This is a genomic window from Rhodococcus sp. GA1 (assembly GCF_024321955.1).
In the GTDB taxonomy this organism is placed as follows: Bacteria; Actinomycetota; Actinomycetes; order Mycobacteriales; family Mycobacteriaceae; genus Rhodococcus; species Rhodococcus pyridinivorans.
Genome location: NZ_CP097186.1, coordinates 1727535 through 1741845, shown reverse-complemented (window position 1 = coordinate 1741845; position 14311 = coordinate 1727535). Strand labels below are relative to the sequence as shown.

At 67.3% G+C, this 14311-nt stretch carries 15 protein-coding genes and 5 tRNA genes; 13 read left to right on the top strand and 7 right to left on the bottom strand.

Annotated elements, in window-relative coordinates; all coding sequences use genetic code 11:
- Positions 1-219: 219 nt before the first annotated feature.
- From dusB to M3330_RS08150, 4 genes are all read right to left on the bottom strand, one after another.
- Positions 220-1362 carry a tRNA dihydrouridine synthase DusB gene (dusB, locus tag M3330_RS08165; protein ID WP_024103024.1) on the bottom strand — a complete coding sequence of 381 codons (1143 nt, stop codon included), beginning with the start codon at positions 1360-1362 and terminating at the stop codon, positions 220-222.
- Between the two features lie 167 nt (positions 1363-1529).
- Complete coding sequence (locus M3330_RS08160) at positions 1530-2483, bottom strand: acyl-ACP desaturase (RefSeq protein WP_006551786.1); 954 nt, start codon at positions 2481-2483, stop codon at positions 1530-1532.
- Positions 2484-2689: 206 nt separating this feature from the next.
- Complete coding sequence (locus tag M3330_RS08155; RefSeq protein WP_019290016.1) at positions 2690-3292, bottom strand: DUF937 domain-containing protein; 603 nt, start codon at positions 3290-3292, stop codon at positions 2690-2692.
- 86 nt (positions 3293-3378) lie between these two features.
- Positions 3379-3840 carry a hypothetical protein gene (locus M3330_RS08150; RefSeq protein WP_006551784.1) on the bottom strand — a complete coding sequence of 154 codons (462 nt, stop codon included), beginning with the start codon at positions 3838-3840 and terminating at the stop codon, positions 3379-3381.
- A gap of 187 nt (positions 3841-4027) precedes the next feature.
- Here M3330_RS08150 and M3330_RS08145 point away from each other — a divergent pair, with 187 nt between their 5' ends.
- Entirely contained in the window at positions 4028-4666 is a 639-nt protein-coding gene (locus tag M3330_RS08145; protein ID WP_024103026.1) for a hypothetical protein, read from the top strand.
- Positions 4667-4750: 84 nt separating this feature from the next.
- Here the strand turns inward: M3330_RS08145 and M3330_RS08140 are convergent.
- A tRNA-Lys gene (locus M3330_RS08140) sits at positions 4751-4823 on the bottom strand.
- A 333-nt stretch (positions 4824-5156) separates the two neighbouring features.
- On the opposite strand from M3330_RS08140, the gene M3330_RS08135 reads away from it, so the two are divergent.
- The 8 genes from M3330_RS08135 to M3330_RS08100 all read left to right on the top strand — a co-directional run bounded on the left by M3330_RS08135 (position 5157) and on the right by M3330_RS08100 (position 9658).
- Positions 5157-5816, top strand: a complete 660-nt coding sequence (locus M3330_RS08135) for a TetR/AcrR family transcriptional regulator (RefSeq protein WP_006551782.1) — start codon at positions 5157-5159, stop codon at positions 5814-5816.
- A 100-nt stretch (positions 5817-5916) separates the two neighbouring features.
- Positions 5917-5989, top strand: a tRNA-Glu gene (locus M3330_RS08130).
- Positions 5990-6043: 54 nt separating this feature from the next.
- Positions 6044-6117: transfer RNA gene (locus M3330_RS08125), tRNA-Asp, on the top strand.
- Positions 6118-6156: 39 nt separating this feature from the next.
- Positions 6157-6233 (top strand) — tRNA-Phe (locus M3330_RS08120).
- Positions 6234-6318: 85 nt separating this feature from the next.
- A tRNA-Asp gene (locus M3330_RS08115) sits at positions 6319-6392 on the top strand.
- Between the two features lie 224 nt (positions 6393-6616).
- On the top strand, positions 6617-7855 hold the full coding sequence (locus M3330_RS08110; protein WP_024103027.1) for a glycosyltransferase family 4 protein: 1239 nt from the start codon (positions 6617-6619) through the stop codon (positions 7853-7855).
- Positions 7849-8580 (top strand): class I SAM-dependent methyltransferase, encoded by a 732-nt coding sequence (locus tag M3330_RS08105; protein ID WP_024103028.1) that lies wholly within the window; start codon positions 7849-7851, stop codon positions 8578-8580. The genes M3330_RS08110 and M3330_RS08105 overlap by 7 nt, the downstream gene beginning before the upstream one ends.
- Positions 8567-9658 carry a prenyltransferase gene (locus tag M3330_RS08100; protein WP_255028353.1) on the top strand — a complete coding sequence of 364 codons (1092 nt, stop codon included), beginning with the start codon at positions 8567-8569 and terminating at the stop codon, positions 9656-9658. Before M3330_RS08105 ends, M3330_RS08100 begins: the two co-directional genes overlap by 14 nt.
- 1 nt (position 9659) lies before the next feature.
- On the opposite strand, the gene M3330_RS08095 is transcribed toward M3330_RS08100, so the two are convergent.
- The gene (locus M3330_RS08095; protein WP_247848543.1) at positions 9660-10322 is read right to left on the bottom strand and encodes a class I SAM-dependent methyltransferase; all 663 of its coding nucleotides are present in this window, start codon (positions 10320-10322) and stop codon (positions 9660-9662) included.
- The gene (locus tag M3330_RS08090; protein ID WP_064061892.1) at positions 10297-10530 is read right to left on the bottom strand and encodes a hypothetical protein; all 234 of its coding nucleotides are present in this window, start codon (positions 10528-10530) and stop codon (positions 10297-10299) included. Before M3330_RS08090 ends, M3330_RS08095 begins: the two co-directional genes overlap by 26 nt.
- A gap of 792 nt (positions 10531-11322) precedes the next feature.
- Between M3330_RS08090 and M3330_RS08085 the strand changes: the two genes are divergently transcribed.
- From M3330_RS08085 to M3330_RS08070, 4 genes are read left to right on the top strand one after another with little or no spacing between them, the layout of a single operon-like run.
- Entirely contained in the window at positions 11323-11721 is a 399-nt protein-coding gene (locus M3330_RS08085; protein ID WP_064852786.1) for a helix-turn-helix transcriptional regulator, read from the top strand.
- A complete protein-coding gene (arsB, locus tag M3330_RS08080; protein ID WP_255028348.1) occupies positions 11718-12815 on the top strand; it encodes an ACR3 family arsenite efflux transporter in 1098 nt (365 codons plus the stop codon). The genes M3330_RS08085 and arsB overlap by 4 nt, the downstream gene beginning before the upstream one ends.
- Positions 12816-12872: 57 nt before the next feature.
- Positions 12873-13232 carry an arsenate reductase ArsC gene (locus M3330_RS08075; RefSeq protein WP_050993518.1) on the top strand — a complete coding sequence of 120 codons (360 nt, stop codon included), beginning with the start codon at positions 12873-12875 and terminating at the stop codon, positions 13230-13232.
- A 14-nt stretch (positions 13233-13246) separates the two neighbouring features.
- A complete protein-coding gene (locus M3330_RS08070; protein WP_019290008.1) occupies positions 13247-14305 on the top strand; it encodes an ArsO family NAD(P)H-dependent flavin-containing monooxygenase in 1059 nt (352 codons plus the stop codon).
- Positions 14306-14311 lie beyond the last annotated feature (6 nt).

Below are 14311 nucleotides of genomic sequence, written 5' to 3'. Positions count from 1 at the left end.
CCGGGGATCCTGTCTCGTGCTCCTCGTCCACCGATACCTGCTCTTTCCGCGGTCGCACCGCCTCGGATCCGTCGTCGTCCACGTGATCGCTCACCGGCGACCGTCGCGAGGACTCCGCAATGATACTGATCGTCTGTTTCATGTGACGGTGACGCGGCTGTGTCGCACGACATCCACCGGTCGATCCGTCTATCGTCCGGGACTACATGCCGGGACGGGTTACCCGCCCGAGTGCATCATGTCGGCGCCCTCGGGCACGCAGGTGTCCTCGGGATCGTCGAGCCAGCCGTCGGGCAGAGCGACGCTGCTCGGGGAGCCCTGACGTCCCCGCGGGCCTTCGGCATCGGCGGGGAAGGGTACGTCGTGGTCGAGTTTGCCCAGCAGGTCGTCGAGTTCGGCGAGCGTCGACACGCGGGCGAGGCCGTTGCGGATCTCCGAACCCGCAGGGAAACCACGCAGATACCAGGCGATGTGCTTGCGCATGTCGCGCAGACCGCGATCCTCGCCGTGGTGATCGGCGAGCAGTTCGGCGTGCCGCCGCATGATCTGCGTCACCTCACCGAGATTCGGCGGGGTGGGGATCGGGCGACCGCCGAGCGCGGCGCTCAGTTCGGCGAACAACCACGGACGTCCGAGGCAACCGCGACCGACGACGACGCCGTCGCAACCGGTCTGCGCCATCATCTTCTCGGCGTCGGAGGCGTCGAAGATGTCGCCGTTGCCGAGCACGGGCACGTCGGTGACGTGCTCCTTCAGCCGCGCGATTTCGTCCCAGTCGGCCGCTCCGGAGTACCGCTGCGCAGCGGTCCGGGCGTGGAGGGCAACGGCCGCGGCACCCTCGGCGGCCGCGATGCGACCGGCGTCGAGATGTGTGTGGTGCTCGTCGTCGATCCCGATGCGGAACTTGACCGTGACCGGGATGTCGGTGCCCTCGGTCGCGCGGACGGCGGCCGCGACGATCTGCCCGAACAACCGGCGTTTGTAAGGGAGGGCCGACCCTCCGCCCTTGCGGGTCACCTTCGGGACCGGGCATCCGAAGTTCATGTCGATGTGGTCGGCGAGGTTCTCGTCGACGATCATCTTCGCCGCCGCGTAGGTCGTGCCGGGATCGACGGTGTAGAGCTGCAGCGACCGCGGCGTCTCGGTGGGGCCGAAGGTCGTCATGTGCATGGTGACCGGGTGCCGCTCGACGAGGGCGCGGGCGGTGACCATCTCGCAGACGTACAGGCCCGACGTGCTGCCGGCCCGTTCGAGTTCGAGTTCGCGGCACAGCGTGCGGAATGCGACATTCGTCACTCCCGCCATCGGCGCCAGCACGACCGGGCTGTTCAGTTCGAGCGGGCCGATACGGAGGGAAGACATGGGTACCTCTGGAAAACGTTGTGTGACAAAGAAATAGCGTGCCCGTCAGTGATGGGCCGCGGAAACGACTGTGCCCGGCACCGAAAACGGCACCGGGCACAGGATAACCTCCGCCGGACTCGGGCGGCTGTGTGCATCCGGACTCGGGCGGCTGTGTGCATCCGGACTCAGGCGTGCGCGCCCACCTTCTCGCGCTTGGCAGCCTCGCGGGCGAGGGAGCGATCGCGCATCTCCTCGAACCGCCCCGCCTGACGTTCCAGTTCGTCGAGGAAGTTGCCGAGCTTGTCGAGATCCTGCTGCGCCTCGCTGCCGAGACCTCGCTCGAAGATCCTCCACTTGCGCAGCACCGGCATCACGACGTCGTCGAGGTGCTGACGCAGGTCGTAGATGCCGTGCTTGGCCATCAACACACCGTTGCGACGGAAGTTCGGCATGCCGGCACCCGGCATCTGGAAGTTCTCGAGCACCTCGACGATCGCGGCGAGCGTCTGGGCCGGAGCGATGTCGATCGCCGCGTCGCAGATGTTCCGGTAGAAGATCATGTGCAGGTTCTCGTCGGCGGCGATGCGCTGGAGCATCTTGTCGGCGATCGAGTCGTCGCAGGCACGACCGGTGTTGCGGTGCGACACGCGGGTCGCGAGCTCCTGGAAGGTCACGTAGGCGACGGAGTGGAGCATGCCAGTCGAGTTGGGGGACGCGAAGCCGTTCGTCATGTGCTCCATGCGGGCGTTCTCGAGTGCGACGGGATCGACACCGCGCGTGACGACCAGGTAGTCGCGCATGACGATGCCGTGGCGGTTCTCCTCCGCGGTCCACCGGCCGACCCAGGTGCCCCAGGCGCCGTCGCGCGAGAAGCTCTCGGCGATCTCCCGGTGGTAGGAGGGCAGGTTGTCCTCGGTGAGGAGGTTGGTGATCATGGCAGCCTTGGCGACCTCGTCGAGCTTCGACTGCTCGGGTTCCCAGTCGACACCGCCCATCGCGGCGAAGTTCCGGCCCTCGTCCCACGGCACGTAGTCGTGGGGGTGCCAGTCCTTCGCCATCGAGAGATGCCGGTTGAGGTTCGCCTCGGCCACAGGCTCCAACTCTCGCAGCAGCTCCAGTTGAGTCAGGACTCGCGTCATACTCTTCTACCCCTCACATCGTGTCCGTGTATTCCGCCGGCCTACGGAGGAGGGGAGCCCGGCCGTTCGTCGCCGCGGCACGCGGTGCACCGGTGGCCCCCCCACATTCGCCCGGATCACGGTACAGGTCCGAGCGGCTCGAGGACAGTACCGTCCCGCTCGTGCCGTATCACACGGACGAGCGGAACGTGCGGTTCCGGAGGGTTTCAGCGCTTGCCTCCACCGAGAAGTCCCCCGAGGAGACCGCCGAGTCCACCACCCGAACTGCCGCCGAGCACGCTGCCGAGGACGTCGCCGATCCCACCGCCGGAGCCGACCGATCCACCACCGGCGTTCTTCAGCAGACCCCCGAGGAGATCGGCGAGACCTCCGCCCTGCGGAGCGCTCGCGGTGTTCGTTCCCGCACCGCCACCGATCTGCTTGGCGAGATAGGACAGCACGATGGGGGCGATGATCGGCAGGACCTTGGCGATCAGATCGTTCCCACCGGCGCCGTTCACGGAACCGAGGGTCGAGATCACCTGATCCTTCTTGTCGCCGAAGACATTGGAGACGATCCTGTCGCCGTCCTCGGTGTCGATCCCGTCGACGTCGACCTGACCTTCGGCCAGGTTCGACTCGGAGTGCTTGCCCAGCGCGGAGAGCAGCGAGGCCGCCCCGGTCGGATTCTGGGCGTTGGCGTCGAGACCACCGACGAGGGTGGGGAGTGCGGCGCGGACGGCCGTCTCCGCCGTCGCGTTGTCGACACCGAGTCGCTGCGCCACCTGGTCGACGGGAATGCGGGACATCAGATCGTCGAGACTTGCCATCGTTCCTGCCTTGGCTCGTGGGTGCCCCGAAGTGGCCACCCGGTGCCGAGAGGGTATCGGGACGAAGCCCGTTGCAGCGGGAGGCGTCAGTCGAGCGAGGCGGCGCTCGTCGGCGAACGGCGCAACGCGATCAGGCAACACAGCAGTGCGACGAGCGTGCCGCTGAGCAGGAGCACTGTCCCGTTCTGATTGGTCAGGGTCGTACTGCGGTTGAGTTCGACGTACTCGCCGTGGGTCTGGAACAGACGCGTCCAGAACACCGCGGCCGTCGCGACACCGATCAGCGTCCCGGCCCAGCCGACGGCCACCGAGTCGAACAGTGCGGCAGCGAGGAGCAGGATCGCGGCCACGACCAGCGGTACCGCGAGGGACTCGTACAGCGGTAGACCCGGGACCGCGACACCGGCGAGATCGCCCTCGGGGAAACCGTCGCGCAGCGCCGACAGGGGAATCTCGGTGGGTCGTATTCCGCCGACCACCGGCAACACCGACCCGATTCCCAGAGCGACGGCGGCCAGGAACAGGCCCAGGTCCACGAAACTGCGCATGTTCCTCCCCGGACGATGAACATTCGATTACCCCTGCGGCTCACCGTATACAAAGACGGGCAACCGCACCGGGTGAAATTCGCAGTGCGAAGAGACCTGCCCGAATGCACTGCTCCGAATGCGGTGGTCCGTAGGGTGAGATGCGCACGGAAGGTGCACATGGACCGATCGGCCAGGAAGGTTCGAAATGACGGACATGAATGTCGACGAGACCGGTTCGCGGAAAGGCTTGCCGCCGTGGGCGAAGAAGACCATCGCCGTGGTCGTGGCGCTGATCGTGCTCGTCATCGCCTACTACACCCTGGCGGCGTTCGTTCCTCGCTGGTGGGCGCAGCGGATCGCAAACCTCGCCGAGGGCGGCTTCGCGCGCGGAGTGCTGTGGGGTCTGCTCTTCGGCATCCTGTGCACGGCGATCCCCATCGCGCTGCTCGCGTGGATCTGGCAGGTCCGCAACTGGCGGTACAGCCGCGGGCTGCAGATCACCTTCGGCGTGCTCGCGCTGGTGGTCGCCCTGCCGAACCTCATGACCCTGGCGGTCGTGCTGGGTACGGGGAACGGTGCGCACGCGGGGGAGCGGATCCTCGACGTGGACGCGCCCGGCTTCCGCGGCGCCACGCTGATCGGCGCGATCGTCGGAGCTCTGTTCGCGGTGATCTTCGTCGTCGCGCTCACCCGCTACCGCAAGCGCGGACGTGATCTGAAGCAGGCCCGCACGGATCTCGAGCAGCGCCGGATCGAGCAGGAGCGCCTCGAGGCGCGCCGTGAGGCGGAGAAGGAACTCGGCCGGAACACCGACGACGTCCCGCCCGGCTCCCACCGTCTCTGACGAAGGACCCGGACTCCGACGAAGGACCGTGGGACGTTCCGGAACGACGAACGCCGGCGTCGTGTACGACGCCGGCGTTGCCGGTGCCCCCAGTAGGGCTCGAACCTACGACCTGCGGATTAAAAGTCCGTAGCTCTACCAACTGAGCTATAGGGGCATGGGCGCACAGTGTAACCACACCGCAGTGATCAGACCGCATGGTCCGGTGACCACATCACAGGGTGAGCCACGCTGCGCGATCGATGATATCGGACATCCGGCGGTGCGGACGCCACCCGTGACGAATGGAAAGAGGCTCGGGTGCCCACCCCCTGCTCCGCACCCGAGCCGGACAAAGCGTACCACTCGGTGTGTTCTGTGGAAACCCGGGTGTCGGGGGTGGAGTTTCACATTTCACCCGGTGGAACACGGCCTGGAAGCGGGGTTGTGAGGGGGCAGACTAGAGTTGTCTCGTGGGGGAACACAGGAACGTGGAAGGCCGAATTTCCCCATGCCTCGTCAACAGGAGCGTGCGCGTCGTACGCGGGCTGCGATCGTCCGATCGGCAGCCACCGAATTCGCGCGGCGAGGTTTCGCCGCAGCATCGATCAACGCCATCCTCGAGCAGTCGAACGCCACCAAGGGTGCGATGTACTTTCACTTCGCGTCCAAGGAGGATCTGGCCCGGGCGGTGCTCGACGAAGGACTCGAGCACTACCGTGCCATCGTCGGCAGGTGGATGGACGTCCCCGATCTCGACCCCTTCGAGCGGCTGCACGGTCTCGTCGGTGATCTCGGTGCGGCTCTGCACGACGACGTGGTCATCGCCGCGGAGTTCCGTCTGGTCACCGAACCCGAGTTCGCGGAGGAGGTCAGGCTGCGCGGCAGCGTCCTGTGGGGGCGGGCCGGCTACCAGCTGGCGCGCGAAGCGCAGGAGAAGGGCCTGTTCCGGCCCGATGTCGACCTCCAGCGTTTCGTCGAGGCCATCGCGTCGTCACTCGCCGGTCAACGCTATCTCGCCGACCTCACGTCGCCGGAGACCGACGTCCGCGCCCGTTTCGAGGCCTGCGTGGAGGTGCCGCTCGAGGCGATGGCATCGGAGCAGTGGCTCGCGCAGTGGCGGGAGAAGGGTTGGCCGAGCAGGCCCAACAACGACGAATCAGCCACTTGACCTGCTGATTTGTGATTCGCGAATGCCGTGGCATAAGCTGTCCAAGCTCCCAACGGAACGCCAAACCCGTTGAGGGTGCGGTTCGGAGAAATCCGATCGGGCCCCCTTCGTCTAGCGGCCTAGGACGCCGCCCTTTCAAGGCGGTAGCGCGGGTTCGAATCCCGTAGGGGGTACGCTTCGACCTCGTCGAAGTGTGCAGTATCTTGGTGTGAGAAGTGAATATATATGGCCCTGTGGCGCAGTTGGTTAGCGCGCCGCCCTGTCACGGCGGAGGTCGCGGGTTCGAGTCCCGTCAGGGTCGCTCCAGAGTTTCGATCGGCATTCGGTTCGGGTGCCGTCCGGCCAGGTAGCTCAGTTGGTACGAGCGTCCGCCTGAAAAGCGGAAGGTCGCCGGTTCGATCCCGGCCCTGGCCACCACGGTTGTCCGGCGAACAACCATCAATTTCATATCTTCGACCCACCGGTTGCGGTGGGTCGAGCTGTGGGAACTCCGGTTCCTCATGGCCCTGTGGCGCAGTTGGTTAGCGCGCCGCCCTGTCACGGCGGAGGTCGCGGGTTCGAGTCCCGTCAGGGTCGCTCCAGGCGAAGCCCCGGCATCACATCGATACCGGGGCTTCGTCGTCGTCACCTGTTCGCGGTCCGGTGTCTGCGTCGTGGTCCCACTCGTACCGCCGATCCGCACCGGGTGCGGTCCGGCTCGCTATCGTGAGGACACAAAACATGTTCTAGTGTGTGCCCTACACAACTAGTGGACATCTGTCCGAGTGACCTGGCCCTCCGAGCGAACCCCGAGGTGGAATGTGCGCGTAGCTCTGTTGTCGTACCGGAGCAAGCCGCATTGTGGGGGTCAGGGGGTCTACGTCCGCCATCTCAGTCGCGAACTCGTCGCCCAGGGGCACACCGTCGAGGTGTTCTCCGGGCAGCCGTACCCCGAGCTCGACCCCGGCGTGACGCTCACGAAGGTGCCCAGTCTCGATCTCTACCGCGACGACGATCCGTTCCGCACCCCGAAGCTGGGTGAATACCGCGACTGGATCGACGTCCTCGAGGTCGCCACCATGTGGACCGCCGGTTTCCCCGAACCACGCACCTTCGGTCTGCGCGCCGCACGACTGCTGCGCGACCGCCTCGGCGACTTCGACGTCGTGCACGACAACCAGTCGCTCGCGTCCGGCTTGCTGCGCATCGCCGAGGACCTTCCTCTCGTCGCGACGATCCACCATCCGATCACCCGCGACCGCGAACTCGATCTCGCCTCCGCGACCACCCTCAGCCGTAAGGTCACGCTCCGGCGCTGGTACGGATTCCTGCGCATGCAGGAGAAGGTGGCCCAGCAGATTCCCACGCTGCTCACGGTGTCGGAGAACTCGGCCGACGACATCCGCACCGCCTTCGGGATCGAATCCGAACGCATCCACACGATCCCGCTCGGCGTGAACACGGAGGTGTTCGCGCCGCGGAAGGACGAGCGAGTTCCCGGTCGGATCGTCTGCGTCGCGAGCGCCGACGCCCCGCTCAAGGGTGTTCCCACCCTGCTCGAGGCGGTCGCGAAGCTGCGCACCGAACGCGAGATCGAACTGGTCCTCGTCTCGAAGCTCGCCCCGGGCGGCGCCACCGAGAAGCTCATCGACGAACTCGCGATCGGCGACGTCGTGCGCACCGTCTCCGGGATCGACGACACCGAACTCGCCGACCTGCTCGCCTCCGCCGAGATCGCGGCGGTGCCGTCGCTGTACGAGGGATTCTCGCTGCCGGCCATCGAGGCGATGTCGTGCGGAACACCGCTCGTCGCGAGCCGCGCCGGGGCCATCCCCGAGGTCGTCGGGGACGCCGGTCGGCTGGTGCCTCCGGGCGACGCCGAACAGCTTGCAGCAGGGCTCGCGGGCCTGTTCGACGACCCGGCCGAGCGTCGGCGTCTCGGCACGAAGGGCCGCGAGCGTGTGCTCGAACGCTACAGCTGGGCGGCCGTGGCCGCGCAGACCGCCGCGATCTACGACAAGGCGATCGCCGCGCATCGAGAGGGGAAGAACGGATGCTGACCGTCGACTTCGACCGCCTGGGCGTCGTACCGGGGATACGCGCTCTCGACATCGGGGCCGGCGCGGGGCGCCACTCCTTCGAGCTGTACCGCCGCGGCGCGGATGTCGTCGCCTTCGACCAGAACGCCGACGACATGAAGGCCGTCGCCGACATGTTCGTCGCGATGGAACTCGAAGGCGAGGTCCCCGAGGGTGCGCTGGCCCGGGCCGAGGTCGGCGACGCGCTCGCGCTGCCGTACGACGACGCGACCTTCGATCTCGTGCTCATCTCCGAGGTGCTCGAGCACGTGCCGGAGGACGAGCGGGCCATCGCCGAACTCGTCCGGGTCCTCAAACCCGGTGGTGTCGCGGCCGTGACCGTGCCGCGCTGGCTGCCGGAAAAGATCTGCTGGGCCCTGTCGGACGCCTACCACGAGGTGGAGGGCGGGCACATCCGCATCTACAAGGCCGACGAACTCGCCGCGAAACTCGCCTCAGCCGGTCTGACGGTCTCGGGCACCGACCACGCCCACGCACTGCACGCACCGTACTGGTGGCTCAAGTGCGCCGTCGGCGTCGACAACGACGACAATCCGCTGACGAAGGCGTACCACCGGCTGCTGGTCTGGGATCTTATGAAGGCCCCGTGGATCACTCGCACGGCCGAGAAGATCCTCGATCCCGTCATCGGGAAGAGTGTCGTGTTCTACCTCGAGAAGCCGGGAAACGCCGGTGCGGCGCGGTGAATCCGCGCGCGTGACGGTGCCGTCGGTGCCGGGTGTGCTGTCGCCGGAACAGAGCCTGGCGACGGGCCGGGCCATCGCGCGGATGCAGGAGCCCTCGGGCGCCGTCCCGTGGTTCCCCGGTGGGCACATCGACCCGTGGGATCACATCGAATCCGCGATGGCGTTGACCGTCATCGGTTTACGCGAAGAGGCAGACGCCGCCTTCGAGTGGTCACGGCGGACGCAGCGCGCCGACGGGTCGTGGCCCATCCAGTTCCGGGGCGACATCGTCGAGAACCACGACACCGACAGCAATTTCACGGCCTACATCGCCGTTGGCGTATGGCACCACCATCTCGTGACGGGTGATCGCGGGTTCGTCGAGCACATGTGGCCGACGGTGCGGGCAGCGCTCGACCTCGTGGTCGACATGCAGTTGCCGGGCGGCCAGATCTCCTGGGCGCGAGGCGACGGCGGGATGTTCGACGAAGCGCTGCTCACAGGCTGTTCGAGTATCCACCAGAGCCTGTGGTGCGGTCTGCGGATCGCCTATCTGATCGGTGAGGCGCAACCCGAATGGGAGGTCGCGCTGATCCGTCTCGGCCACGCTCTGCGTCGGCATCCCGAGGCGTTCACGCCCAAGCCCGAGTACTCGATGGACTGGTACTACCCGATCCTCGGGGGAGCGGTGCGCGGCACCGATGCGCACGAACGGATCCGCGAACGCTGGTCGGATTTCGTCGTCGACGGTCTCGGGATCCGGTGCGTCGACCATCGTCCGTGGGTCACCGGAGCCGAGACGTGCGAACTGGTCCTGGCGCTCGACGCACTCGGACACGCCGGGCGTGCCCGCGAATTGTTCGCGGCCATGCAGCATCTGCGCGACCCGGACGGTTCGTACTGGACCGGTCTGGTCTACGCCGACGGCAAGCGCTGGCCGGTGGAGGTCAGTTCCTGGACCAGCGCAGCGGTGATCCTCGCCGCCGACGCGCTCTCGCGCACGACGGGAGGAAACGCGATCTTCCGGGATGCGGCGGCACCCGCCGACCAGGTGGGCGCCGACCGCTGCACCGAGCGTTGCCCGGTGCTCGTCCGGTAGTTCAGCTGCCGGGCCGTGATCCGACCGTGCCGGCGGTGCGTTGGAGAACCCGCAGCGAGGACGTCACCGACTTCTCGACGAACTCCCCGCTCTCCAGTGCGAGACAGTAGATCTCGTACGGAGGCCGGCCGCCGTCCTTCGGGTCGGGGAAGACGTCGTGGATGATCAGGGCGCCGCCGATGCGCACCCATCTCGCCCAGCCGTCGTAGTCCGCCCGGGCCGCCTCGCTGCTGTGTCCGCCGTCGATGAACACGAACGAGGCGGGGGTGCGCCAGAACGACGCCACCACAGGAGAATTGCCGACCACCGCGACGACGTGCGATTCGAGGTCGCCGTCGGCGAGGGTGTGCCGCAGCGCGCCGACCGTGTCGAGGCGGCCGGTGTGCGGGTCGACCAGCGACGGATCGTGGTACTCCCAGCCGGGCTGATGCTCCTCCGAACCGTGGTGGTGGTCGACGGTGACGATGGTGCCGCCGGTCGCCTTGGCCGCAGCGCCGAGATACACGGTCGAGCGGCCGCAGTAGGTGCCGATCTCGATGCCGACGCCGTCACCGAGATACTGCACCGCAGCCTCGTGCAGTGCGGTTCCCTCGTCCTGGGGCATGAAACCCGGTGTCGCCTCAGCGAGTTCGATCGCCTCACGGGGCAGGGTGGTGCGGGACATCGGATGGATCTCCGTTCTTCTCGCGTGATGCGGTGTATCCCGAGCACCCTACCGACCGATCGCGGCGTCCGATGCTCTCGGACACGACGGTGAGACTGTCGAGATCGCGGATCGCGGCGCACGACCGCTCGACCATCACCGCGAACATGCGGTCGCCGCGCTCGGTCCTCGTGGCGATCCGGCCCGTTCCGATCCGCTCGACCTGCACGTGCGTACCGTGCCACCGAGCACGGCCGAGAGTCGTTCGGGAGTCAGGTCGTCCACCGACAACTACAGATCGGTCATCGTGCGCTCCGGCCGGGGTTTGCGGGTAGAGGTGCGAAACGCTCGGGGTCGCGGGTCGTCCGCCACGCGGCGGCGACCGGGGCGAGCTCGGTGGGCTTGGCGCCGTTTCGGTGGGCGCCGCGTCGATCGGTCCGGAATGAGCACGGACCTGCGCGTCGTCCCTGAAACGGTGCAGTACCTGAGGATCCCAGCTGTTCGCACGCACGAGCACGTCACCACAGCCCTGCAGGTAGGTCGCGAGCCGTCCGGTCAGCTTCCGCGAACGAAAGATCCTCGGGCGTCGACTCGTCGACGGTCGCGAGGACCGACCAGATGCGATCTGTCGACCGGGCTACGACGGGACACGCCGTGCCGCCGCCACCGGACTCGTTGTACGGGGGACTGACGGAGATCACCGCGAATCTCCCACCTCGGCGAGCCAATGCGCGGTGATCGCTGTTTCATAGGCCATGACCACGGCTGTGGTCAGTGGATGTTCGGTATCCCGCGGTCGGCACAACGATTGGGGTCCCGATGCAAGAACCGATTCCATCCGTCCCACAGTTCGTCGATGAGCTCGAGGAGTCGTTCACGAGAGGGCGTGGACTGGGTGCTGATTGTCATGGGCGGTGATCCTAGGGAGGTGAACCGTCAGGTTCTGTGGGAGGAGGTCTGCCCTGACCAGGCGTGCCAAGACGATTTGCCAGGCTGATTCGATCAGTGTCAATATTGATGTGTGTCGATTCAAACTGATAGTGGTGACCTCTGCTGCGCACCACTGGTACGGGAACCTCTGACGGAGGACTGGGCCGCAGACCTGGCCCGGATGTTCAAGGCTCTCGGTGATCCGGTGCGCCTCCGAATGCTGAGCCTGATCGCCAGCCATGAGGGCGGCGAAAGCTGCGTGTGCGACGTCAGCCCTGCCTTCGATCTGTCCCAGCCGACCATCTCGCATCACCTCAAAGTGCTGCGCGAGGCCGGTCTGCTCGAGTGCGAACGACGCGGGACCTGGGTGTACTACCGGGTGATCCCGTCAGCCCTGGCGCAGTTGTCGGCCGTGCTCTCCGCCGAGGTAGGGGTGTTGCCGGGTTCGGACTGTGCCCCGGCCAGCGATGCCGTGGAGTCGGCCCGATGACCGCGACGAACACCGAACACCCGGCTGTCGTCGGGAAGATGTCAACCCTCGACCGGTATCTGGCCGTGTGGATCGGCGCCGCCATCGTGGTGGGTCTGTTGCTCGGCCGCCTGATCCCCGGACTGGGTGAAGCGTTGAGTTTCATCGAGATCGACGGCATCTCCCTGCCGATCGCCCTCGGTCTGCTGATCATGATGTACCCGGTGCTGGCGAAGGTGCGCTACGACCGCCTCGACACCGTCACCGGCGACCGCAAACTGCTGGTCTCGTCGCTGATCCTCAACTGGATCCTCGGACCCGCACTGATGTTCGCACTCGCCTGGCTGATGCTGCCGGATCTGCCCGAGTACCGCACCGGCCTGATCATCGTCGGTCTCGCCCGGTGCATCGCCATGGTCATCATCTGGAACGACCTCGCCTGCGGCGACCGGGAAGCCGCGGCGGTGCTGGTGGCGATCAACTCGGTGTTCCAGGTGATCATGTTCGCCGTGCTCGGCTGGTTCTACCTGTCGGTGCTCCCCGGCTGGCTCGGCCTCGAACAGGCCGCCCTGGACGTATCGCCATGGCAGATCGCCAAATCGGTGCTGATCTTCCTCGGCATTCCCCTGGTCGGAGGGTTCCTCACCCGACACTTCGGCGAGAAGGCCAAGGGCCGCACCTGGTACGAGGACACCTTCCTGCCGAAGATCGGACCGTGGGCCCTGTACGGGTTGCTGTTCACCATCGTGATCCTGTTCGCCTTGCAGGGCGAGCAGATCACCTCCCGCCCGCTGGACGTGGTGCGGATCGCGCTGCCGCTGCTGGCGTACTTCGCGATCATGTGGGTCGGCGGATACCTGTTCGGCGCCGCGATCGGCCTCGGCTACGAACGCACCACCACCCTCGCGTTCACCGCGGCGGGTAACAACTTCGAGCTCGCCATCGCCGTGGCGATCGGCACCTTCGGCGTGACCTCCGGGCAGGCCCTGGCCGGGGTGGTCGGACCGCTCATCGAGGTTCCCGTCCTGGTCGCCCTGGTCTACGTCTCCCTCGCCCTACGGAAGCGCTTCACCCGTCACGAGTCGGCGCAGGTGCCGGCGCCACGAAAGGTCTGATCCGTGAGCACACCGAGTGTGTTGTTCGTCTGTGTCCACAACGCCGGCCGCTCGCAGATGGCCGCCGGGTTCCTCACCGCTCTGGCCGGGGACCGGATCGAGGTGCGTTCGGCCGGCAGCGCCCCGGCCGAACAGGTGAACCCGGCCGCGGTCGCGGCGATGGCCGAGGTAGGCATCGACATCTCTACCGAGAACCCGAAGATCCTCACCACCGCGGCGGTGCAGGCATCGGATGTGGTCATCACGATGGGCTGCGGGGACACCTGCCCGGTCTTTCCCGGCACGTCCTACCGCGACTGGGTGCTCGACGACCCGGCCGGGCAGGGCCTCGAGGCGGTGCGTCCGATCCGCGATGAGATCCGCGCCAAGGTCGAAGCCCTCATCGCCGAGCTGACCGCCCCGCCCACCCCGCGCTGACCCGAGGCTCTCCGATGACGAACGTCGATGTCGTGGTGATCGGCGGTGGGCAGGCGGGTCTGGCTGCCGGCTACTACCTGCGCCGGGCCGGGCACCGCTTCGTGATCCTCGACGACCAGGAACGGCCAGGTGGGGCGTGGCCGCACATGTGGTCCTCGCTGCATCTGTTCTCCCCGGCGGAATTCGCATCCCTGCCCGGGTGGCCGATGCCCCGCTGGCCGGACGGATTCCCGCCGGCACGGCATGTCGTCGACTATCTCACCGCCTACGAAACCCGCTACGGCCTGCCGATCGAGCGGCCGGTGCGGGTGCAGGCGGTACGCCGCGACGGCCCTGATCTGCTGGTCGACACCGACCGCGGGCAGTGGCGGGCGCGGCGGGTGATCAGCGCCACCGGTACCTGGCAGCGACCGTTTCTGCCGAGCTATCCGGGCATAAATGTGTTCACCGGGCGGCAGTTGCACACCGTCGACTACCGTAGCGCGGCCGAGTTCACCGGCTCGGACGTCGTAGTGGTCGGGGGTGGCAACTCCGCGGCTCAACTCGTCGCCGAGATCTCCACCACCGCGAGAACCATCTGGGTCACCAACCGGCCCCCGCGGTTCCTGCCGGATGGCGTCGACGGCCGGGCCTTGTTCGAGCTCGCCTCCCGCCGTGCAGTGGCCCTGGCTGCCGGACGGACTGATCCCGGCGGCATCGCCGCCCTGGGGGACATCGTGATGGTCCCGGAGGTGCTTGCCGCCCGTGAGCGCGGCGTCTTGACCGCGCTGCCGATGTTCGATCGGCTCACCGTCGACGGCATCGCCTGGGGTGAGCGTCACCAGCGGGCTGATGTCGTGGTGTGGGCGACGGGATTTCGGCCCGCCCTCGCACACCTGCGCCCGTTGCGGCTGCGCGATCACACCGGCACGGTGCCGGTCGCCGGCACCCGCGCACTCAAGGAACCGCGCCTGCACCTGCTCGGCTACGGCGACTGGACCGGACCCGGTTCGGCCACCCTCCTCGGCGTCGGCCGCACCGCCAAGGCCGCTGTCGCCGACCTCGACCTCGACCTCGACACCCGACCTGCGTGAAAGGAC